This window comes from Vibrio genomosp. F10 str. ZF-129, assembly GCF_000287055.2.
Lineage (GTDB): Bacteria > Pseudomonadota > Gammaproteobacteria > Enterobacterales > Vibrionaceae > Vibrio.
This window is the reverse complement of record NZ_AJYQ02000137.1, coordinates 279,939-301,503: the sequence shown is the minus strand read 5'-3', so window position 1 is coordinate 301,503 and position 21,565 is coordinate 279,939. Positions and strand designations below refer to the sequence as shown.

Sequence of the window (21,565 nt, the reverse complement as noted above, 5' to 3'; positions counted from 1 at the left end):
CGGAAAAGAGCTGAACCTCGCCCATGATGATGGGACATTTCTATTGAGATTAAACATACACCAGAGCCTCTGTAATCGGTTTATTCACGCCTTTACGCGCTGATATCCAAGCTGCACCCACACAAATGATCACAACGCCCGCTGCGCAATACGCCAGTAACTCAGCAGAGAAATAGATGTTCAATGGATAGCCATCGGTTTGTCCCGGTGGTGGTGGCATCTGCACTTCGGCGACGAGTAATATCAGACTGGTTGCTAACGTCATTGCTCCCCCCATTAATGCGCCCAGAATAGCGAGTAAACCCGCTTCTCGCACAAATCCGGAAACGATCTCATTTGGGTAAGTACCCAACGCGGATAAAGTGCCAATCTCACGGGTGCGTTCTGTCACTGACATCGTCATGGTATTAAACAGAGCAACAAAAACGACCAACGCCATTACCGCTCCCATGATGCCAAAAATACGATCATAAAGATCTTTCACTCGCTTATAATAGAACGCTCTTTTTTCCCACGGCGTCACTTCGACCGCTTGTTCTAGATTCATACCATTGAGCTGATCTTCAACCCAACCTTGAGTTTGCGCTGTTTGTTCTGTTCCGTATAAAAAGACCGACAATGTGCTGATTTTGTGACTGGCCAGTAGACTCTGAACCGATTCGATATGCAGATAAAGCTGCCTTTTATCAAGTTCAGGAACCCCCGTTGAGTAGATGCCTCGGACTTTAAAATCAAACGCATTGAGAGCACCATCACTGGTTGTGGCGAGCAGTGTCACCCAGTCATTCGTCGTGACATTCAAATTTTTAGCAAGATCAACAGCCAGCATCACTTCTGGTTCAGTCGCGTCATAGCGTGGTGATTGCGTGTTTGATAACGTTTTGCCTTTCCTGACGTCTAAAAATGGCCCTTTCATATCAAACTCACGGTCATTCACACCAGTCCCGACAAAGATTGTTGATTTCGTGCCATTAGAAACCAGTCCGGTAAATTCAATCCTAGGTTGCACCCCTCGAACGTTTTGGTTGGCCAGTAATTGCTTCACAATGCTCTCGGTGTTCGCCAACCCATTAGCAAGAGGCATTTCCTCATCTTGTTCAAAAAAGCCAGGTTGACTCAGAGTTAAGTGCCCAGTGTCTCTGGCGGTTGATTCCTGTAACGAGTCATAGGTATAAAGGCCAAACCCACCTGCGCTTGTCAAAGCAAAAACAGCAATGGCAACAATCAAGACCGACAACAAGCTTCGGCGGCCATTACGTTGCAAATTAAGATAAGCAATACGCAGTGAATGAGGAATTAGCTTGCCCATTTGATCACCTCCTGATTAATGCAACCATCAAGTAACTCGATAGTTCGGTCACAATGTGATGCCATTCTTGGATCGTGAGTGGCCACAATAAATGTAGTGCTCATTTCTTGACCCAGTGATTTCATAATATCGATGACTAAGCTTGCGGTATGGCTATCTAAGCTTGCCGTCGGCTCATCTGCAATGACGATTTCAGGCTTGTGCACCAGCGCACGAGCGATAGCCACTCGCTGCTGTTGCCCACCAGACAAATTATCAGGGCGATGAAGAGCGAATTCCTCTAATCCCACTTTACCTAACATTTCTATGGCTTGCTGTTTTTGTTCAGCGATAGAGAATCCATTTAGCATCAATGGATAAGCCACATTTTCCCATGCCGTCATCACAGGGACGAGATTAAATTTTTGGAACACAAACCCTAGCTGGCTTCTGCGTATCTTGGCCGCAGCCATAGGATCTTTTGGATAAGGGACACCGGCTAACGTCACTTCGCCTTGGTAATCCATATCTAACATGCCAAGAATGTTAAGCAATGTACTCTTGCCTGACCCCGACGGCCCACACAGTGCCACCATTTCCGCTTTAGCAATCAAACCACTGGCTTCGACGAGTGCTGGAACACTTTGCTGACCTAAACGATACCGCTTACTTATCTGGTTAAATTTCAACACGGTAGCCTCCTAGGCCGCTTTATTGACAAGCGCTTCTGCTTGCAATGTCATCGGGTGCTCCGCATTTTGTTTCTGCATATCGGATAACCACTCGGTAGCTTGATTGACATCACCGGCTCTTAATGAAGCTTTAATGGCATAAATATAAATCCAAGACGTCGCTTCATAATTCTGATGGGCAAAGTCATCATCCCCCATTAATTCAAGGTAAAGGTCATAACCACGATCAAAATGGTTAAACATGTCTGGAAGAGAAGTGAATGTTGAGGCCGCTATCGCCTTGGCCAATAACGCTTCTGGTAAACCTTGACGATACTCTTGAGCATCGACAGGTAGGCTATCGAGCAAAGCGAGTCCTTTAGATATGGTCGACAAGCCCTGCTCTGTATATTTCATTTTGTTCCAAGGCATGAAAGCATCTCGTCCCATTAAGGTTTGAGTACTTCCCAAATAAACCATGCTAAGAGCGTCTGCACCCTGTGATTGGATCTGTTGGTTAAGCTGCTCATAGACAATCTCTACTTTGTCCTCATCGCCTTCTGCAGCCATATTGTACTCAGATATCAGTGCCTCGCTCGGTGCTGCCATTGCATTGGTTGCAAAGATTGAGTGGCTGCCAATGAGAAGTGCGATGGCTGATAGTTTACTGATAGTTTTGATGTTCATGTCGGTTTTCCCTTTCACTCGTTGATGGTGAAAGATTAAATCGATCCTGGTTAGCGTGCCGTGCTTTGCGACGAATGGGGGATTATCAGCGCGAATGGTAAATGGTAGAGATAAGTGGAATCTCACTGATAAAAAAAACCAGCACAATGGCTGGTTCTCATAATGGTTAACGCTGATTGTTAACGTTAAAGTCTAAAGGTCAGGGTTAACGAGCCTATGGCACACCGTGCCCTTTTGATGCAACCCAAACTCGATACCACTGCTCACGTGTTAACTCAAGCTCAAGTGACGATACTGCCGCTTTCACGCGTTCGATCTTACCCGAACCAATAATAGCGATTGGATTCGATGGTAAACGACGAACCCAGGCATAAATGACCTGATCAATGCTCTCTGCACCGATTTCAAGGCGTAATGCCTCAAGCTCTTTGATCACTCTTTTTTCTTGCTCTGTCGTACCGTTGAATAAGCTTCCACCAGCAAGACAAGACCATGCCATTGGTCGAATACGCTTCATTTGTAGGTGATCAAGTGTACCGTCGTGTGCCACTTCAAAATTCAGAGGGTTAATTTCCACTTGATTCGTAACGAGTGATTTACCCAATCTCGACTGCAACAGTTCAAACTGAGCCGGTGAGAAGTTAGACACACCAAAGTGTTTTACTTTGCCCACTTTATGAAGCTCGGTAAACGCTTCAGCGACTTCGTCTGCGTCCATTAATACGTCTGGGCGGTGGATCAGTAACACATCCACATTTTCAACACCTAAACGTGTCAGTGAGTTATTTACTGACTGATGAATATGAGTCGCACTGGTGTCGTAGTGGTTAATTTTGCGATCTGGGTGATGAGAAGTGCATAAGTTGATATCGCACTTAGTGACGATTTGAATCTCATCTCTCACCGATTGATCAAGAGCTAAACCTTGACCAAACAGTATCTCACATTCATAGCCACCGTAGATATCAGCATGGTCCACGGTAGTCACACCAAGTTCTATATGCTGCTTCAAAAATGTCAGTCTTTCTTGTGGAGTCATCCCCCATTCAGCCATACGCCAATAGCCTTGTACTAGCTCTGAAAGCTCTGGGCCTTGCTGTGCCATTGTTACTTTAGCGGGCGTGTTTACGTTAGCCACCATGAACAGTTCTCCTATAATTAACTGAGATCAGAGTATGCGCGAATATGCGTTAGCTCAATCTCTATGAAATCTATTTCTTTAAAAGGTACTCGTTTTGAGCCGTATGGCACGTTTATCCATTAAAGTTGTAAACGTTTCTCAGCAGATGTTATCAATAAGCACTGAGGAAACGGCTGACTTAACGACAACTAAGACGCTTTCATTCTTGAGTTTCAGCCGCGTCAGAATCTTTTGAAACGTAGAAAGTGATCTCTATGCCCTCGTTATGGCTTCGAAATACCGCTTCAACCTCTTTATTTTTTGTGTGCGTTTTATGTGCTAACTGCCAACGCACTTCAATGGAATCGTCAATCGCTCCTTGATTCATAAACTCAATCAGCGCCTTATCCGCGGCTTGACGATCAGCAAGGCGTATTTCTTCTGCCACCAAAAAATGGCGACCTGATTTACGCACTTCCACTATGTGAAAGCCATCTTTACGCAAATTCAATTGCAAATCCGTATAATGAATCGGGCTGAAATCAGCGCTAAGTTTTACCTTCGTTACACGCGTATCGGAACCAACCAGCAACGTCACAACGACGCGAGTTTTATAGTATCTAATCTCATCGCTGCAAAATTCTTGATCGTCTTGTTCTAACCCACAGTCATACAGATCAGTATTCTCCCTTAACTGACTCAGCGACAAAGGGGCTTCCTGAGACAAAAAAGGACGCAGAAACGTTGATGCCTCCGCGCTAGCATAGCTTGGAGCCATAACCAGGCATACCACAACCAATATTCGATTTAATAATCTACGACTCATTTGTGGGCCAAATCACCTAATGTGCGTGAGAACAGTTATCGATAAAATAGCACACAAGTTCGCGACTCAAATCCACCTATTTGACTCCAAATCTCTGCGCCCCCCAAAGGCATTTTTGTGAAACGAAGCAGACTTTAGGGCGTAGAAGACAAGAATGATGTCACTCTACCCCATGCGACTTATGATTAATTTTCCATCACCTATCTCATCACATATTTAAGGATTGAACGTGAAAAAGATCTCTATAGGGTTGCTTTTGTCTCTTATAGCATCGACAAGCATGGCCAGCCCGAACTTAACCATAACAACAACGACAACGAGCCGTGATTTCCCATTAAACAGTGACACGCCTTTAGTGGTTTCCCTTGCCAAAGATAGCTACACCCTAAAAATTTCCGGAATTGAAGGGGATTGCCAGGCTAATCAGCAACAAAAAGTGAAGTTCAGCCATCCTATTCAACTATCCTGCTCTGAGCCGCTTATTCTTCCCCTAAAAATTCGTTTTACTGGCGATTATGCGTTTCACTTCGATGCCGACAAGCACACACTACTTTTCAATCGCCAAGCCAAAGCCAGTAGCCAACCCGCGTTTAAGCGCCCTCTGCCCAAGCTTCAATGTGAACAAAACACCGTTACTCACCATACCATTCAGTTGGCCGACACTTTCCCTGAAGGAACCCTGCTGAGAGAGGTGTTTAGCCAGCAGCAGGTCACCGTTCAAGATCAGCAAGTGACCTTAACCGTTTCACCTAAAAGCGGCGGTTTAATGTTGCTCGAACCCTATACTCCTGAAATTCAAGATCTTGAAATCAAACAACAGCCCTTTACCTACAAAAACGCCAATATTTACTTTGTTATGGTTGACCGCTTTAACAATGGTGACCGTGACAACGATCAAAGCTACGGCCGAAGAAAAGATGGACGCGACGAAGTTGGGACTTTTCATGGAGGAGACCTTAAAGGTGTCATCAATAAGCTAGATTACATTCAGAGCCTAGGAACCGATGCCATTTGGCTCTCTCCTATCGTTGAACAAGTGCACGGTTTTGTCGGTGGTGGCGACAGTGGTAGTTTCCCTTTCTATGCCTACCATGGCTATTGGACTCGAGATTTCACAAAAATTGATGAGAACTTTGGCCAAGATGAGGACTTAAAAGCCTTAGTCGATGGTGCACACCAGCGCGGAATGAAAGTGCTTCTTGATGCGGTCATCAATCACTCAGGTTACGCGACTTTAGCCGACCTGCAATTCGATGACATCGACGTCATCGATCCCAACATCATACCAACCCCCGTTAGCCAGTGGACACCACAACCGAACCAAAATTGGCATGATTTTCATCAGGGCATTGATTATAAGAGCGATCAGTGGAGCCATTGGTGGGGCGGAGATTGGGTCAGAGCAGGCCTTCCCAATTACCCAAAGCCCGGCTCTAGTGATATCACGATGACGTTAGCCGGGTTACCCGACTTTCTGACTGAATCCGATGAGTTTGTCACTCCACCCTCTTGGTTAATGAAAAACCCTGGAACTCGCGTCGAGCACCGAGACCAATACACGGTCAGTGACTACTTAATTGAATGGCAGACGGACTGGGTGAAACGATTCGGCATCGATGGTTTTCGGGTAGATACCGTAAAACATGTTGAAAGTGATGAATGGAAACGGCTCAAGCACCAAGCGAGTGAAAACTTGGAACGTTGGAGAAGTGAAAACAATACTAAGGGTCAGCCATTTTGGATGATGGGCGAAGTGTGGGGCCATTCAGCCTATCGAACGCCCTATTTTGATGATGGCTTTGACGCACTCATCAACTTTGATATGCAGAAGAAGCTAGATAAAGGCGCCGTGTGCTTCAGCCAAATGGCAGAGACTTACCAAGACTACACAGAGAAAATGCAACAATCGGACGATTTTCTTCCTGTGAGTTATATGTCGTCTCACGATACCGAACTGTTTTTTAGTCGCTTTAAGTCGTTTGATATCCAACGCAATGCCGCCAACGCATTACTGTTAAGCCCTGGTGCAGTCCAAGTTTACTACGGGGATGAAGTCGCCAGGAACATTGGGCCCTATGCGGATGATTTCCACCAAGGAACCCGATCAGACATGGTTTGGACGTTGGATGCTAAAAGACAATCATTGCTAACGCATTGGCAGACGCTTGGGCAATTTCGCCAACGCCACCCAGCGATAGGCGCAGGAACACACATGGAAATTCAACAAGACAACGCGTATGTGTTCTCTCGTCAATTAGAGAGCGATAAAGTGGTGGTCGCGTTTGTGGGTCATTAACGTATTCGCGCTTTCCAAACATTAAGGCTTCGAGTGCTTTAGAGCGTAGCGTACTCAAAAGCTTTAGATAAGATGGAAATGACAGTAATAGAGGGGTACTTGCATTGGCAAGCACCCTTCGGATTCAGATTACGTTGGCCTAATCGACGCTATTATCTAGCGATGAGCTCTTGCACTTTAAATATGTGGTCTATAGTTAATCATTATAAGTTAATGAATATTGACAATATCTATGGCTAGTAAACCTGTATTTGTAATTGCAGCGGAAGTTGCCGCTGAGCTGAATCGAGGCATGCTGATCGCAAAACGATTGCTATTAGTCGCCAGCAATGCCAGAGCCTTAGCATTAAGGGCTGGAGAAAGCGCCGCTGGGTTTCGCCCAATTACGGATTCCATAGATGACTTGGTTAAAGTCACCCTTGAAACTTCTCAAACCATCAATGTCAAAGCGCAAAATCTAAGCAAAATGGCCACTGCGGGCACCCGTGCCTCATCGGCCGTTGATCGGTTTGAATGGGTGTATTTAAAAAATCCCGACGCACAATACCTCCGCACATTGGATATCGCGAGAGACAACAACCTCTCGGAATATTCAGAGATCAGTCATCGTTTTTATTCTGAAGCCAAAAGCCTTCATGACATGCTGCAAACACTGTATGACGAATTGCGGATCGCACAAATAATTTCCACCATGTTGAGTGTTGAGGCTTCTCAGGCTGATGAAAAATACCAAGCTCAACTCAATACTATCGCCGAGAGCGTGACTGAACTTGCTGAAGCAATTCAAAAGCATGTTTTACAATCCCTTAGACTCTTTTCTCTTTTTGCCAGGGTGAACTATGCAATCAAAAGTACTGTATGAAAAAGGACAACATCGATGGGTTGTTTTTGCTCGAGATCCAGATAAACCAGATAAAATTGTTGATACGAACCAGTACATGATCGTTAACCGTGATCAGGCGATATTACTTGATCCTGGCGGTATTGAGCTATTTTCAGCCATGCTGGGTTGCGTAGTCAAAGAAGTGCCCATTGAACACATCGTGCATTTGTTTGCCTCCCATCAAGATCCCGATATTATTTCTTCTCTCGGTTTATGGGATAAAGCTTTACCCTCGGCCACCTTGCATACTCCTTGGCTGTGGGAATCTTTTATTCGGCATTTTGGTATGGAGTCTATTACCTTTTCAGGCATTGCCGATAATGGGGGGAAAGTGCTTCTTTCCGGACAGGAAATTCAATTCATACCGGCTCACTATATGCATTCATCCGGTAATTTTTCAGTCTACGATCCGGAAGCAAAGATACTCATGTCTGGTGATATTGGTGCCGCAATGGATCAACCTGACGCGCCATTTTTTGTTGAGGACTTTAACGACCACATTCCAAAAATGGAGTACTTTCACAAGCGATGGATGCCTTCAAACCGTGCCAAACGAGATTGGATTGAAAGAGTCAGTAAATTGGATATCGATATGATGTGCCCGCAGCACGGCGGGATTTTCCAAGGGGATGATGTGAAGCGATTTCTTGACTGGTTAGATGCGTTAGATGTCGGCATTGCGATTAACTCAAATTAATCAATTAATCAATTAATCAATTAATCAATTGTGATACACAAAAAAAAATGGCTTTCAGATGAAAGCCATTTACTCATTTTGTTGACTCAGTCTAAGCGTTACGACGAGCTTCGACTGCATCAGCCAGTTGGCGTAATACTTTTTCTGTGTCATCCCAACCAATACATGCGTCTGTGATCGATTGACCATAAGCCAGCGGTTGACCTTCGACTAAATCTTGACGGCCTTCGACAAGGTGAGATTCAATCATCACACCGAAGATAGCGTTTTCGCCACCCGCAATTTGGTTCGCTACGTCGTCAGAAACCACCATTTGACGCTGGTACTGTTTAGAGCTATTCGCGTGACTAAAGTCGATCATCACTTTCTCTGGTAGGCCAGAAGCAGACAACTCTTGTTTAATAATACCAACATGGTCAGCACTAAAGTTCGGCTCTTTACCACCACGTAGAATGATATGACAATCTGGGTTACCACTGGTTTCAATGATTGCAGAGTGCCCAAATTTAGTCACCGATAAGAAATGGTGAGAGGCACTTGCGGAACGAATCGCATCCGTCGCTATTTTGATATTACCATCGGTACCATTTTTAAAACCGACTGGACAAGAGAGACCAGAAGACAGCTCACGGTGGACTTGAGATTCTGTGGTGCGAGCGCCGATGGCTCCCCAACTAATTAGGTCACCCACATATTGTGGCGAGATCATATCGAGAAACTCACTCGCTGTCGGCATGCCCATATCAGTCAGGTCTAGCAACAGTTTACGCGCTGTACGTAACCCATCGTTGATCTTGAATGTGTCATTCAAGTATGGGTCGTTGATTAAGCCTTTCCAACCAACGGTTGTACGTGGTTTTTCAAAGTAAACACGCATCACGACTTCTAGGCGGTCACCTAATTCGTCACGCAGTACTTTTAATCGCTTACCGTATTCAATCGCCGCTTCTGTGTCATGAATTGAGCAAGGGCCAACGATCACTAATAAACGGTCATCTTTATCTTGTAGGATATTTGAAATCGCTTCACGAGATTGGAACGTAGTCGAAGAGGCTGTTTCAGTTGCTGGAAATTTCTCTAAAACAGCAACGGGTGGTAATAGTTCTTTTACTTTGTTAATTCTTACATCATCAGTCTGAAACATTGCGTACTACTTCCTATTTGTCTAACTTCCGAGTTTATCGGTACCAAATACAATACAGGGACTCGGTGAATCATTTCCTGTTGCTTGTAACTTATCGACTAAGCAGGAAAAGTTCAATCATTAATTTAAACAAAAGGCAATATTACCTATATATTTACACTTTAACTTTGGTGTATATTTTTATTTACACCCAATTCATTACTTACTCATTGCTTGCTCATCATTGACTAAAAGCTAGACGAGGTAATGATCGAGCAGCAGCGCTGCAAACAAAACCATCAGATGGTAGATAGAAAACTTAAACGTCTGCATCGCTTGCCCGCTGTTATCCGTGAATTTCAGTTTCCATGCCGATTGAATGAAACCAGCACTTAACGCTAATGAAACGGTGAGATAAATGACGCCACTCATTCCCACTAACACGGGCAACATACAAACAAGCGCGAGCAACACGGTATAAAGCAGAATCGACGTTTTGGTGTACTCAACGCCATGAGTGACAGGTAACATAGGGATATCCGCACGAGCGTAATCGTCTTTTCTATGTATCGCCAAAGCCCAAAAATGTGGCGGTGTCCATATGAAGATAATCATCACTAGTAACCAAGCGTTCGCGTGTAATTCACCCGTGATTGCCGTCCAACCTAATAACGGTGGCATTGCTCCGGCTATCCCAGCAATAACAATATTCTGTGGTGTCGCTCGTTTTAAATACAAAGTATATACAACGGCATAACCGATTAAGCTCGCAAACGTTAACCATGCGGTTAAACTATTCACCATGGCGTATAACAATGTAAAACCAACGATACCCAGTGATAAAGCAAACAGGAAAACACGCACTGCGGCCACTTCTCCGGAAGGCAAAGGGCGTTTAAAAGTTCGAGCCATGATGGCATCGATTCTTCTATCTATTAGGTGATTAAATGCGGCGGCGGCGCTGGCCATCAAACCAATACCAATCAGCCCAAACAGAGTTGGCTGCCACGGCAAATGACTGGTCGTCGATAAGCACATTCCCACCACTGCAGTTAATAGCATCAAGGCGATCACTTTGGGCTTGGTTAATGCGAGATAGACTTTCCATTTCGGTTTAGACTTCAGTTTCGATCTTGGTCGAGATTGGACACTTTCCTCTATGACCATTTGTGATTTATTCATGAACACTCTCCTTGCCGAACTCTATTTCCCTATTAGGCTGCCAAAGTAAAAAATTGGTATGCAATACCGCTAACACTAATAGTGCCGCCCCTAAATTATGGGCAACCGCAATGCCGAGTGGCAGATAAAGCAGAACATTACTCACCCCAAGAGCCACTTGCAGCATCAATACCAATAGTAGTCTCCAGCCTACTCCACTAAGCTGAGGTTCTGCGCTCGCAATGCATCGAGCAGCCAAATAAATGACGACGAGAGCGGTAATGATGGCACCGATCCGGTGTGACACATGAATTGTCATCCTAGCGCTGTAATCCAGAACACCAAACTCATAATTGGAGTGGCCAGCTTGGAAAAAATCAAAAGCAGAATAGAAATTGAGCTGTTCGATCCAGTTACCTTCACAAATAGGTAGGCTGCTACACATCAATGCGGCATAGTTTGAGGAAGTCCACCCACCTAACATGACTTGTAAGACGACCACAATGAAAGCGAATAATGCAGCGGCTCTCAGTGAAGGAGGAATCATCGTATGATTGATCGGTTCACGCTGTCGATTCAATCGCCACGCGATCATCGATAATAAGGCCAATACGGAAAATCCACCGATTAAATGCGCCATCACCACAATGGGCAATAGTTTTAGCGTGACTGTCCACATCCCTAACAAAGCTTGAAAGATAGTAACCACGCTCAATGTAATGGGTAGCGTTGGTGTCATTGATTTTTGACGGATACACAAGGCGGTTATAGCAAAAATGATCAGACCTAATGTCCCCGCTAAATAGCGATGAATCATTTCTAACCACGCTTTTTGGGGTTCAACCGCTCGCTCTGGAAATGCGCTGTTCGCCTCTGAAATTTCTTGTCCGCTTGGCACTAGAATCTGCCCATAACATCCTGGCCAATCTGGACAACCTAATCCAGCATCCGCCAAACGTGTATAGGCTCCCATCCCAATGACAAAAATCGACAAAACTATTGCGGTTCGAACTAACACCATCAATTTCATACACATTCCTTGTTTCTAGATGTTCCCTATTGCCTCGTATTACTAACTGTTTCGTGTTACTAACTGTTTCTGGTTACTACCTGTTTCTTGTTCCTTGCTTCTTGCTTCTACAAGAAAGACATCGCTTATTTCTCTTTACGTAAGTTCTCACTACGTAAAGATTCAATACTTAACGGCTCAAATACTCAACTTAACCAACTCGAGATAATTTGAGTAGCTTTCTAAAGTCTGCGAGTAATCCTTTACTCTGATCCACAAGATCGCCTTCATTGACGGCTTTCGGGTATCGAATGACCAGCTGACCTAGTGGGTCAACGATGACGGTTTCAAACTCGCCCACACGCTCAGAAAAAGCTTCCGTCACTTCAATAGATCGATAATGAAAGTCTTTCACCGCATTGGTATCACTTCGTTGTGTCAATAGAAGTACGGGTTCGACTCGCTCTTTGTATTGGCCGAGGGCGATATAGCTTTGGCCCAAAAGATGGAGTTGTTTTTCGCAGAATGTGTCGCATACCTCGGGAACGGCATAGGCCAGTTGCCAACTTTGTTGCTCTAGTGGGTTATCCGTACCCAATTGACTGAATGTTGTCGAAGGCTCGATTAACACCCCTTGGTTAGTGACACCGGGTTCATACCAATGGTTTGCTAGAATCAACTTGGCACTGATCACTGGTATCGCAAAAACAAAAATAAGCGATAACAATAAAAGCCGGCCCCGCCAAACAGTATTTTTCATATTTTTTCCTTATGACGACGATTATTTTCTGCTAAGCCCGTATTTTCTGTTAACCCCTTATCCTCTACTAAACCATTAGTTTCTAAAGCATAGTCCATATTTTTTGAGCCATCTTGGTTAACGTCCAAAACCGGGTTATTCGCATCGACATCATGGCCTTGTCTCTTTATTTTTTTCACTGCGCGCACCAGTACATAACCACTTAATAGCGCAAAAACCAGCGCCATTGAAAACCACTGAACCGCGTACCCAAAATGCTTAGCTGAACGCATAGGGACAGGCTGCCAGGGTTGTTGATAAGGCCAGCCATCTTGCTGAGGTTGAAAGACAAACGGCTCTAATGTGAGGCCCAGTTCACGAGAAAGCTCGGGGATGTTGAGGTTTTGAATCCGCAATGGATTGGTCATTTCTAAGCCAAGATCGCTGCTTAATGGATTGATCGACTTTTGGTACAAACGCCCTTCCATCGCCTGTGGCTCATCTATCCATGTCACATTTGGAAGTTGTGACCGCTGCTTTAAACCTGCCACAAAGCCTCGTTCAAGCAGAAAAAACCGTTGATCACCGTCAGACACCACCTGATACGCAAGATACCCAACTTTCCCCTCAAAGGTTTGGTTGTCTAACAGCACTGTCGCGACATCGCTCAACGGGAGTGGAGTGACATCCACTGAGACTTTAACCCCAGTCAATGAGTGCAGGTCAAAGCGGCTCACCGCCAAATCTAAAGAAATCGAAGACGCATCAAGTCGTTGCGACAATTCAGATTCGACTTGCTGCTTATCCTCACCCCGCGACAACTGCCAAAAACCCAGTTTGACCAAAGCAGAAAAGACAACCACAGTTAACAACATACCAAGCCAAAAACGTATTGAACTCAATAACGTCCTTAAAGGCCAAACTATGTCGTTTCTCTTTAAAGTCATTTTGATCCTGCTTCTGCTGTTTATCGTTATCAATCTCGCTATCGCGTTAGTCAGAATGGTGAGAGCTCCCTCTTCAGAACAAAGTTCTTGTTCAGAGCAAAGTCCTGACTCAGAGCACTCTACTTCTTCCCAAAAAGGCACCCAGCGATCCATGAGCTATTACCTGGGCCGACGGGTGATGATTTCCGCTTTCGTCGTCATCCTTATTCTCATTGCGCTGATGGGAGGTTTCATAGAACCTAATTCTCGTCCTTATTAATGGCACTCTTAGAGGACATAGCCAGGTGACATAGCTAGATGACATAAACGAAAATAAACAAACTCAGCCACACTACGTCAACAAAGTGCCAGTACCAACTCCCCGCTTGAAAAGCGAAATGGTCGTGGGGTGTGAAGTGATCTTTTGCAATCCTCCCTAGAAGCACCACCAAGAAAAGGGTCCCGAGGAAAACATGCAAACCATGAAAGCCGGTTAATAAAAAGAACGTATTGCCATAGATACCCGACGACAGCGTGAGCCCCATATCCTGATAAGCGTGGCTGTATTCAACCATTTGGTAATATAAGAAGAAGCCAGCCAGGACAATCGTCAGCTCTAACCAGACGATTAAAGCCATGCGTTTATTGGTTTCAAGGCTAATGTGTGCCATATGCAAAGTAATGGAAGAAAGCAGCAACAAAATGGTGTTAACAAGAGGTATTCCCTGCCATGGCATCGCTTGAGTGGTTTCTCCTCCAGGCGTCAACTCCAAAGGCCACATAGCCTCAAAGGCGGGCCATAAAACCTCGTGAGTCATGGCATTGTTACCCGCCCCACCGATCCAAGGAACCGATATCATTCGGGCATAAAACAACGCACCAAAAAACGCACCAAAAAACATCACCTCAGAAAAAATAAACCAACTCATTCCTTGTCGAAATGAACGATCTATTTGATCGGAATAAAGACCAGACAGTGACTCCGATACAACATTGGCAAACCAACCTGCAAGTATCGCGAGTAGCACCACAAATCCGATAGATAACACAATCCGTCCAAAAGTACTTCCAGCGCCTTGGGATTCTAAGTTCTGTACCGTTAACCCAGCGCCTACCGCGACGAGAAACAACGCGACGGCGGCGAGAATAGGCCAACTACTGTGCGCAGGAACATAATAATGTTGATGTTTAGAACTCATGGTTTGCTCCTTGCAATACGTATTTCATCCGCCTGTATCGCCCCGGTCTGTATCGCCAATGTTGGGCTGATTTTCTCAACATCTGTGATGTCATATAAAGAATAGGACAAAGTTAATGTATGAATGGAATCTGGGATATCGGGTTCAATGTAGAAAATAAGTGGCATTTCCGCTTTTTCACTGGCTGCCAGCGGCTGTTGATTGAAGCAGAAACACTCGATTTTATTAAAATACGCAGCGCCAAGGCCCGGAGAAACAGAAGGCACCGCTTGGCCAACAAGTGCCGTGTCCGATTCGTTGTACGCGATATAAGCCGTTTGTATCACCTGCCCAGGATGAACATCCATCACGGTTTGCTTAGGCGCAAATTGCCAAGGCATGCCTTGATTAATATGGACCATAAACTCCACACGAACGGTTCGAGAAGTATCAGGTTCCATTCCCTTTGGCTGTATCGCTGAGCTCGTATTGGTTTTTCCATTGATACCCAATGTGTCGCACATCACGTCATAAATAGGCACCAATGCAAAACCAAATCCAAACATTGCCACCACCGCGAACAGCAGTTTTATCGTGAGTTTTTTATGGGGTTTACTGGGTTGATTTTTTGCATTCATTGCACTCAACTCCATTAATCCACTTTAGGTGGCGTGGTGAACGTGTGATGGGGCGCAGGGCTAGGCACTGTCCATTCGAGCCCTTCTGCGCGATCCCAAGGCTTCGCCGGCGCTTTCTTTCCACCACGGATACATTTGATCACGACCCATAAAAAAATCAGTTGCGAAAACCCAAAGATGAACCCACCAATTGAGACGATTTGGTTGACATCGGCAAACTGGATGGCGTAATCAGGAATACGCCTTGGCATACCGGCCAAACCCAAGAAGTGCATAGGGAAGAAGAGAATATTCACCGAGATAACAGAGCACCAAAAGTGCAGCAGGCCGAGTTTTTCATCGTACATATTCCCGGTCCATTTCGGAAGCCAATAGTACGCTGCGGCCATAATTGAAAAGACCGCTCCCGACACCAACACATAATGGAAATGTGCCACCACAAAGTAAGTATCGTGATATTGAAAATCAGCGGGGACGATCGCAAGCATTAATCCAGAAAGGCCACCAATCGTAAAGAGCACAATAAACGCGATAGAAAACAGCATAGGCGTTTCAAACGTCAGCGAACCCTGCCACATTGTTGCGACCCAATTGAAGACTTTAACCCCCGTGGGCACTGCGATCAACATGGTGCAATACATGAAAAACAGTTCCGCAAAAACCGGCATTCCCGTGGTAAACATGTGGTGAGCCCAAACAAGGAACGATAACAAAGCGATACTGCACGTTGCGTACACCATTGAATGGTAACCAAACAGCTTTTTACCACTAAAAGCGGGTAATATAGCGGAAACAACCCCAAACGACGGTAAAATCATAATGTAAACTTCAGGGTGTCCAAAGAACCAGAATATATGCTGGAACAAGACCGGATCTCCGCCCCCCGCCGCATCAAAAAAGCTGGTGCCAAAATACTTATCAGTCAGAACCATGGTCACGGCACCGGCTAACACCGGCATGACGGCGATAAGCAAAAAGGCGGTAATCAGCCATGTCCAAACAAACAACGGCATTTTGAACCAAGTCATACCTGGAGCTCGCATATTTACAATGGTCACAATGACATTAATGGCCCCCATGATTGAACTGATCCCCATGATGTGCACAGAAAACACAAATAACGCGGTACTATCTGGGCCAAAGGTGGTTGATAGCGGCGCGTAGAATGTCCAACCAAAGTTCGGGCCACCAGCAGGTGTAAAGAGTGATCCAATCAGTATTAAAAAGGCAAAAGGTAGAATCCAGAAGCTGAGGTTATTCATTCTCGGCAACGCCATATCAGGCGCACCAATCATCATAGGTATCATCCAGTTCGCGAGCCCGGTAAAGGCTGGCATCACGGCACCAAACACCATGATAAGACCATGGACTGTGGTCATTTGATTAAAGAAATCAGGCTCAACGAGCTGCAATCCTGGTTGAAATAATTCCGCCCGAATCACCATCGCCATCGCCCCACCGGTGAAAAACATGATGAGACTGAACCACAAATATAGAGTCCCTATATCTTTGTGATTGGTTGAAAATAGCCAGCGCCCTATCCCAGTCGGAGTATGATGTTCATCATGATCAGCGCCATGCGCACCGCCCATATCGGCATCGGTAGCTTGCGCCGCTTTTATTTTGCTATCCATAGACTTGTTCATTGCGCTGCTTCCTTAGGATCTTCTAATTGAGACGACTTTCCCTTGAACTCGTTGACATCAGAGGCCTGAACGACATCACCCGTATCGTTGCCCCACGCATTCCGTTGATAAGTAATCACCGCCGCTAATTCTTGTTCACTAAGCTGATTCACAAACGCTTGCATTGCCGTTCCTGAACGCCCATTCACCACGATGTCTAAATGATCATCGATGTTACCCGTCGCGATCTTGCTGCCTTTAATCGCAGGGAAGGCACCCGGTATCCCCGTACCTGCCACCTGGTGACAGACGGCACAGCGATCCACATAGATCTGTTCGCCTTGAGTCATTAATTCCTCTAGTGACAACGAGGCAGTCAGCGCCGCGTTGGCTTGTTGCTGAGCCAGCGCTATCTCTGCTTTTTTATCGGCTAACCAGGTTTCATATTGTGATTCTTCCATGGCATGAACCACGATAGGCATAAACCCATGGGCGCGGCCACATAACTCGGCACACTGACCGCGATAGACACCAGGCTTATCTATTTTGGTCCAAGCTTCATTAATAAAGCCGGGAATCGTATCCTTCTTGACAGCAAAGTCTGGTACCCACCAAGAGTGGATAACGTCGTCGGACGTCATTAAAAAGCGAATCTTTCGATTGATAGGGACAACGAGTGGATGATCAACCTCGAGTAAGTAATGCGCACCTTTCTCTTCGATACCTTCGATCTGTTTTGAGGACGTTGCCAGTAAACTATAAAACTCAACATCCTCTCCAAAATAACTGTAGTGCCATTTCCATTGAGAACCCGTTACTTTAATTGTCAGTTCAGACTGAGACGTATCTTCCATTGCAATGAGCGTTTTCGTCGCCGGAATCGCCATCGCCACCAAAATGATGATCGGTATCACCGTCCAGATAATCTCGACTTTGGTACTTTCATGGAAGTGAGCGGCAACGGCGCCTTTAGATTTACGGTGATTAAGAATGGAATAAAACATCACCCCAAAGACAACGAGGGCAATCGCACAACAAATGTAAAAAATAAGCATGTGCAAATCGTAGACTTGCTGGCTAATACCCGTCACGCCTTGAGTCATATTCATTGATGATTCTGCAAAAACGCAAGGTGAAAAAGTAAAGAGCAGCGCTATGCCACTCCATAGCCAGCTCGTGACTGATCGTCTTTTCAAAAGAGTTCTCCTCTGCCCATACACCACCAACCTTAGTGAACCATTTAAATGGCAATGACCCATTTAAAATTCAGTATGGTAAATTCCCTAGAAACAGCTATTCCAGAACATTTTGTTACATTTATGTTAACTAATGCTAGTAGGGAATATCAAATGCGCAAGAAAGTGATAGCAACAAACGGCTATGTCTCACGAACAAACAGGGTTAGAACTCGACGCTGAGAATCGTAAAATTATTGGTCAGTTATGTTGTATGGCAGTGATACCAAGGAGGAGAGAGCTCTTCTATATTCGATTAGGGGAAACGAACAAGCTGGCAGACGAGGTAAAGAGTCCCAATCTGCCGAAAGTAATCACTCTGTTTAGATAATGTCATCTTAAGGTTTAAGCAGTAGAAAACGAAGATAGGGTTAGTTGATGGAGTAAGTCTTGCGCCAGTTCTTGCGGGCAACGATGGCTTGAATCGATCACAAAATCGTAATCCATGCCCTGGTGCACCAGAGGAAATTCGTATTCGGCTAACCCGATGGCTCGGTCTCCACGCGCTTTTTCTCGCTTTTTAGCGACGTCCAAATCGCATTTAACACCGATCGTACAGACAGTGTAGTATGAAAGAAGTGAACGGAGTTGTTGGTATTCTTCCTTATCTACCCATGCATTATCGAGTATCAACTTCACGCCAGATTCTAATAAACTCGGGATGCAGCGGTGATACCCCTCAACCAATTGGGCGTAATCGTAGCCCTGCCGATCAATGGGTCGGCCTTCCATCATGGCTTGCAAATCACTTGGAGGAAGTGAATACAATACCGCATCGATACTAAAATTAAGAAACTGGTATGGAAGCCGCTCTTGAAGTTGCTTAGCAATGCTGGTTTTGCCGCTACTTCCTGTTCCGTTTAAGATAATAACATCGGGTAACATAAGTGTGCCTTATAGAGAAAAATGGAGCGAATAACACCATTACAGAAATGCGCAGTTATTCAGTGGTAAGTTATGGAGCCATAAGTTATTCAGCTACCCATTCTATTTCTATTAACGTCGTTTCCCCACACTTTAGACGCGCAAGAAAAATATCGCCTTGGTGAACTTCCCCGACCCCTTTTGGGGTGCCTGTCATAATGATGTCGCCATCGCAGAGTGTCGTATAGGTTTGAAGCTCAGCCAAAATAGTTGATGGAGAATAAATCATCTCATTCACACTGCCACACTGAACACGCATACAATTAATGAACAGTTCGATCTGAAGTTGTTGAATATTAATATCACGCATTGAAACAAAACGGCTAAAGACGGCAGAATCATCAAAGCTCTTGGCGCGTTCCCATGGAAGCCCCTTTCCTTTTAATTCAGATTGCAATGCGCGTTTGGTGAGATCAAGGCCAATACCTGCTGCATCAATTTGTCCATTCTTGATCACAAAGCAGATTTCACCTTCATAATGGATGGTGTCGGATTCTGAAAGTTGCAGACCACCCGATCGCGCAGCATTCGATAAGAGACGATGGGTTAGCGCACTATTGGGTTTATTAAACACCACCATTTCATCGGGAATGGCGTTATTCAGTTCTTGGATATGTTCAAGGTAGTTGCGGCCAATACAAACAATTTTAGAAGGGGTTACCGTGGTGTCATCAACTCGTACGCTATGCATGATTCTTCCTTGAATATAAAAAACAGAGCCAAATACAATCGAGCGCAAATAATAACCGAGTCGAGCGTTATTTATATGACTTTTAAGACAAACCTAGCGACTTAAATGTAAAACTAAGATCATCCACTCAAAGTTATGAACCCGATACCTCGCCGTTATCGTTTATGCTCTACTCATTCCTTTTCTTTAGACAATAAAAAACACCTCCTATAAATAGAAGGTGTTTCACTATTTAGCGTAACGTTAAGCCGTTACTGCTGCGTTGTTTCCTTTAAGCGAAAGGCTTATAGGTAGAAACGTGCGCCGATAACCCACTTGTCGTCAGACTTGTAACCATCTTCGCTCTTAAGATCGAATTGGTAACCTGTGTAACCGACGATGTTTGAAGCAAAGTTGTACTCAGCTTGCAAAGCCATCTCTTCACGATCAGTATCTTTAACATTTGTTACTGTGTCTTTAGCTTCAACAGTTTCGTAGTTGATGCTGAAATTTAGGCTGTTTGCCAATGCGTAAGCCGCGATTAACTCATAAGAGTCAAGCTCTTCTTGCATTACGTTTTTATCTTCAGTCATCTGATAAACACCAGCAAGGTATAGACCGTTGCCGTATGAGCCGTAAGTAGCAGAAATAGCGTGGATATCTAGAGAGCCTTTAGCAGAACCCGTTGTCGCTGTTGCAACGTCACCAGTACTGTATGCGTAACCTAAAGAAGCACCCATGAACTCGTAAGCAAGCGTTGCTTGAACACGATCGCTGTATTCACGAGTCACGACATTAGCAACTTTTTGATCATAAGCACCTTGCCATGCAACACCAACGTTTAGTGCGCCAGCTTCAGCAAAATCAAAACCTTTACGGTAAGAGATCATATTGTCCGCACGAGTCTGGCCTGTTTTAGCGAAATCGCCACCTAGGTGGCCGTCGTATAAGAAGTCATTGGCAAACGCGATTGGCATATCAGTCACACCCGCTACGTCGTAGAATGGTGCCCATTGAGTACCAACTACGGCGCGACCTAGCTCTTCATGAGTAAGACCTACGTAACCAAGACGAGTAGTGAATGCATTATCACCGTTAGTCAGGTAGTTAAGTGCCCATTCGCCGCGAGCATCGACTTCAAAACCGTTACCTAGGTCTTGAGTTGCCGTGAAGTTGATACGTGGAGAGTTAGTACCTACATCTGTGTTACCAGATTCTGAACCGTTAAGGTTAACAGAAACGTGGCCGCCCATAGAGAACGTAGTACCGTCGTTGTTGTAAAGTTCAACAGCAACTGCTTGAGCAGCGAATGTAGAAGCAGCGATTGCTACAGCTAGAAATTTTTTATTCATTTTAAAGTCCATATATACGTTTGGTTTGTCCACTGACAACCCGATGCCTCACCATGTAGTAGTGTTACACCTTGGTTAACAAGTACATCGACTGTACCTAGCGAATCAGGAAAAGTTGCATAAAATGATGTAAAACAAAAAAAACCGTATATAAATTAATGTGAAACATTAAAAATCATAGAGTTACAGCGCACATCTCATTCCAAATCAAAAATGTGAACTGGTTAACAAGTTGACACACTCATAAAATAGGCGTTCTAAATCACACTTTTAGAATGCAGACATACAGAATAAAACTCAAATGATACAACCTTATTCACAAAGCAAATACCACAAGCAACATCAGATTGATGAATTTTGAATACTGTTTTATTAGGGTAACTCTTTGATTCGATGCTTATGTGATTCTGCTTCCTAATATTTGAGTCCGGTAGTGCTTGAGCCATTACCTGCAATCCATTGAACTGGATATACAACGGGTTAAACCTCATTCCACATGCTTTTTATGGCAACCTCG

The 21,565-nt window shown here is 44.8% G+C and carries 21 protein-coding genes; 4 read left to right on the top strand and 17 right to left on the bottom strand.

The window, feature by feature from the left end; all coding sequences use genetic code 11:
* Positions 1 to 49: 49 nt before the first annotated feature.
* The 5 genes from A1QO_RS19810 to A1QO_RS19790 form a co-directional block, all read right to left on the bottom strand.
* Positions 50 to 1,309, bottom strand: coding sequence for an ABC transporter permease (locus A1QO_RS19810; RefSeq protein ID WP_017034752.1), 1,260 nt, complete (start codon positions 1,307 to 1,309; stop codon positions 50 to 52).
* The gene (locus A1QO_RS19805; RefSeq protein ID WP_017034753.1) at positions 1,297 to 1,980 is read right to left on the bottom strand and encodes an ABC transporter ATP-binding protein; all 684 of its coding nucleotides are present in this window, start codon (positions 1,978 to 1,980) and stop codon (positions 1,297 to 1,299) included. Before A1QO_RS19805 ends, A1QO_RS19810 begins: the two co-directional genes overlap by 13 nt.
* Positions 1,981 to 1,989: 9 nt before the next feature.
* Positions 1,990 to 2,646 carry a hypothetical protein gene (locus A1QO_RS19800; RefSeq protein WP_017034754.1) on the bottom strand — a complete coding sequence of 219 codons (657 nt, stop codon included), beginning with the start codon at positions 2,644 to 2,646 and terminating at the stop codon, positions 1,990 to 1,992.
* A 214-nt stretch (positions 2,647 to 2,860) separates the two neighbouring features.
* Positions 2,861 to 3,787: an aldo/keto reductase gene (locus tag A1QO_RS19795; protein ID WP_017041948.1), complete on the bottom strand. Its 927-nt coding sequence runs from the start codon at positions 3,785 to 3,787 to the stop codon at positions 2,861 to 2,863.
* Positions 3,788 to 3,986: 199 nt separating this feature from the next.
* Positions 3,987 to 4,592: a hypothetical protein gene (locus tag A1QO_RS19790; RefSeq protein ID WP_017041947.1), complete on the bottom strand. Its 606-nt coding sequence runs from the start codon at positions 4,590 to 4,592 to the stop codon at positions 3,987 to 3,989.
* A gap of 229 nt (positions 4,593 to 4,821) precedes the next feature.
* Between A1QO_RS19790 and A1QO_RS19785 the strand changes: the two genes are divergently transcribed.
* The 3 genes from A1QO_RS19785 (at position 4,822) to A1QO_RS19775 (ending at position 8,468) form a co-directional block, all read left to right on the top strand.
* A complete protein-coding gene (locus tag A1QO_RS19785; RefSeq protein WP_017041946.1) occupies positions 4,822 to 6,888 on the top strand; it encodes an alpha-amylase in 2,067 nt (688 codons plus the stop codon).
* A gap of 232 nt (positions 6,889 to 7,120) precedes the next feature.
* Complete coding sequence (locus A1QO_RS19780; RefSeq protein ID WP_017039179.1) at positions 7,121 to 7,750, top strand: hypothetical protein; 630 nt, start codon at positions 7,121 to 7,123, stop codon at positions 7,748 to 7,750.
* A complete protein-coding gene (locus A1QO_RS19775) occupies positions 7,728 to 8,468 on the top strand; it encodes an MBL fold metallo-hydrolase (RefSeq protein WP_017034759.1) in 741 nt (246 codons plus the stop codon). The genes A1QO_RS19780 and A1QO_RS19775 overlap by 23 nt, the downstream gene beginning before the upstream one ends.
* Before the next feature lie 91 nt (positions 8,469 to 8,559).
* Here the strand turns inward: A1QO_RS19775 and aroG are convergent, their stop codons facing one another.
* The 5 genes from aroG to A1QO_RS19750 all read right to left on the bottom strand — a co-directional run bounded on the left by aroG (position 8,560) and on the right by A1QO_RS19750 (position 13,402).
* Positions 8,560 to 9,612 carry a 3-deoxy-7-phosphoheptulonate synthase AroG gene (gene aroG / locus A1QO_RS19770; protein WP_017034760.1) on the bottom strand — a complete coding sequence of 351 codons (1,053 nt, stop codon included), beginning with the start codon at positions 9,610 to 9,612 and terminating at the stop codon, positions 8,560 to 8,562.
* Positions 9,613 to 9,846: 234 nt separating this feature from the next.
* Positions 9,847 to 10,773, bottom strand: a complete 927-nt coding sequence (gene cyoE / locus A1QO_RS19765; protein WP_017039180.1) for a heme o synthase — start codon at positions 10,771 to 10,773, stop codon at positions 9,847 to 9,849.
* The gene (locus tag A1QO_RS19760) at positions 10,766 to 11,782 is read right to left on the bottom strand and encodes a COX15/CtaA family protein (RefSeq protein ID WP_017041945.1); all 1,017 of its coding nucleotides are present in this window, start codon (positions 11,780 to 11,782) and stop codon (positions 10,766 to 10,768) included. Before A1QO_RS19760 ends, cyoE begins: the two co-directional genes overlap by 8 nt.
* 190 nt (positions 11,783 to 11,972) lie before the next feature.
* Complete coding sequence (locus A1QO_RS19755; RefSeq protein ID WP_017034763.1) at positions 11,973 to 12,521, bottom strand: hypothetical protein; 549 nt, start codon at positions 12,519 to 12,521, stop codon at positions 11,973 to 11,975.
* The gene (locus A1QO_RS19750; protein WP_241790494.1) at positions 12,518 to 13,402 is read right to left on the bottom strand and encodes an SURF1 family protein; all 885 of its coding nucleotides are present in this window, start codon (positions 13,400 to 13,402) and stop codon (positions 12,518 to 12,520) included. The genes A1QO_RS19755 and A1QO_RS19750 overlap by 4 nt, the downstream gene beginning before the upstream one ends.
* Before the next feature lie 22 nt (positions 13,403 to 13,424).
* Between A1QO_RS19750 and A1QO_RS19745 the strand changes: the two genes are divergently transcribed.
* Complete coding sequence (locus A1QO_RS19745) at positions 13,425 to 13,706, top strand: DUF2909 family protein (protein ID WP_017034765.1); 282 nt, start codon at positions 13,425 to 13,427, stop codon at positions 13,704 to 13,706.
* A gap of 34 nt (positions 13,707 to 13,740) precedes the next feature.
* Here the strand turns inward: A1QO_RS19745 and A1QO_RS19740 are convergent, their stop codons facing one another.
* The 7 genes from A1QO_RS19740 to A1QO_RS19710 all read right to left on the bottom strand — a co-directional run bounded on the left by A1QO_RS19740 (position 13,741) and on the right by A1QO_RS19710 (position 21,048).
* Entirely contained in the window at positions 13,741 to 14,625 is an 885-nt protein-coding gene (locus tag A1QO_RS19740; RefSeq protein ID WP_017037587.1) for a cytochrome c oxidase subunit 3, read from the bottom strand.
* Complete coding sequence (locus A1QO_RS19735) at positions 14,622 to 15,257, bottom strand: cytochrome c oxidase assembly protein (RefSeq protein WP_017034767.1); 636 nt, start codon at positions 15,255 to 15,257, stop codon at positions 14,622 to 14,624. Before A1QO_RS19735 ends, A1QO_RS19740 begins: the two co-directional genes overlap by 4 nt.
* The gene (gene ctaD / locus A1QO_RS19730) at positions 15,257 to 16,888 is read right to left on the bottom strand and encodes a cytochrome c oxidase subunit I (RefSeq protein WP_017041944.1); all 1,632 of its coding nucleotides are present in this window, start codon (positions 16,886 to 16,888) and stop codon (positions 15,257 to 15,259) included. Before ctaD ends, A1QO_RS19735 begins: the two co-directional genes overlap by 1 nt.
* Positions 16,885 to 18,063, bottom strand: a complete 1,179-nt coding sequence (gene coxB / locus A1QO_RS19725; RefSeq protein ID WP_026027107.1) for a cytochrome c oxidase subunit II — start codon at positions 18,061 to 18,063, stop codon at positions 16,885 to 16,887. The genes ctaD and coxB overlap by 4 nt, the downstream gene beginning before the upstream one ends.
* 384 nt (positions 18,064 to 18,447) lie before the next feature.
* Positions 18,448 to 18,987, bottom strand: a complete 540-nt coding sequence (locus tag A1QO_RS19720; protein ID WP_017037583.1) for a chloramphenicol phosphotransferase CPT family protein — start codon at positions 18,985 to 18,987, stop codon at positions 18,448 to 18,450.
* An 85-nt stretch (positions 18,988 to 19,072) separates the two neighbouring features.
* Complete coding sequence (locus A1QO_RS19715) at positions 19,073 to 19,717, bottom strand: fumarylacetoacetate hydrolase family protein (protein WP_017034771.1); 645 nt, start codon at positions 19,715 to 19,717, stop codon at positions 19,073 to 19,075.
* A gap of 284 nt (positions 19,718 to 20,001) precedes the next feature.
* Positions 20,002 to 21,048 (bottom strand): porin, encoded by a 1,047-nt coding sequence (locus A1QO_RS19710; protein ID WP_017041942.1) that lies wholly within the window; start codon positions 21,046 to 21,048, stop codon positions 20,002 to 20,004.
* Positions 21,049 to 21,565: the final 517 nt, after the last annotated feature.

Excerpts from the sequence above, each read along its gene's own strand:
- A1QO_RS19755 (WP_017034763.1), bottom strand. The coding sequence starts at position 12,521 with ATGAAAAATACTGTTTGGCGGGGCCGGCTTTTATTGTTATCGCTTATT.
- aroG (WP_017034760.1), bottom strand. The coding sequence starts at position 9,612 with ATGTTTCAGACTGATGATGTAAGAATTAACAAAGTAAAAGAACTATTA.
- A1QO_RS19790 (WP_017041947.1), bottom strand. The coding sequence starts at position 4,592 with ATGAGTCGTAGATTATTAAATCGAATATTGGTTGTGGTATGCCTGGTT.
- A1QO_RS19760 (WP_017041945.1), bottom strand. The coding sequence starts at position 11,782 with ATGAAATTGATGGTGTTAGTTCGAACCGCAATAGTTTTGTCGATTTTT.
- A1QO_RS19715 (WP_017034771.1), bottom strand. The coding sequence starts at position 19,717 with ATGCATAGCGTACGAGTTGATGACACCACGGTAACCCCTTCTAAAATT.
- ctaD (WP_017041944.1), bottom strand. The coding sequence starts at position 16,888 with ATGAACAAGTCTATGGATAGCAAAATAAAAGCGGCGCAAGCTACCGAT.
- A1QO_RS19810 (WP_017034752.1), bottom strand. The coding sequence starts at position 1,309 with ATGGGCAAGCTAATTCCTCATTCACTGCGTATTGCTTATCTTAATTTG.
- A1QO_RS19720 (WP_017037583.1), bottom strand. The coding sequence starts at position 18,987 with ATGTTACCCGATGTTATTATCTTAAACGGAACAGGAAGTAGCGGCAAA.
- A1QO_RS19745 (WP_017034765.1), top strand. The coding sequence starts at position 13,425 with ATGTCGTTTCTCTTTAAAGTCATTTTGATCCTGCTTCTGCTGTTTATC.
- A1QO_RS19795 (WP_017041948.1), bottom strand. The coding sequence starts at position 3,787 with ATGGTGGCTAACGTAAACACGCCCGCTAAAGTAACAATGGCACAGCAA.
- A1QO_RS19800 (WP_017034754.1), bottom strand. The coding sequence starts at position 2,646 with ATGAACATCAAAACTATCAGTAAACTATCAGCCATCGCACTTCTCATT.
- A1QO_RS19710 (WP_017041942.1), bottom strand. The coding sequence starts at position 21,048 with ATGAATAAAAAATTTCTAGCTGTAGCAATCGCTGCTTCTACATTCGCT.
- cyoE (WP_017039180.1), bottom strand. The coding sequence starts at position 10,773 with ATGAATAAATCACAAATGGTCATAGAGGAAAGTGTCCAATCTCGACCA.
- A1QO_RS19780 (WP_017039179.1), top strand. The coding sequence starts at position 7,121 with ATGGCTAGTAAACCTGTATTTGTAATTGCAGCGGAAGTTGCCGCTGAG.
- A1QO_RS19775 (WP_017034759.1), top strand. The coding sequence starts at position 7,728 with ATGCAATCAAAAGTACTGTATGAAAAAGGACAACATCGATGGGTTGTT.
- A1QO_RS19740 (WP_017037587.1), bottom strand. The coding sequence starts at position 14,625 with ATGAGTTCTAAACATCAACATTATTATGTTCCTGCGCACAGTAGTTGG.
- A1QO_RS19735 (WP_017034767.1), bottom strand. The coding sequence starts at position 15,257 with ATGGAGTTGAGTGCAATGAATGCAAAAAATCAACCCAGTAAACCCCAT.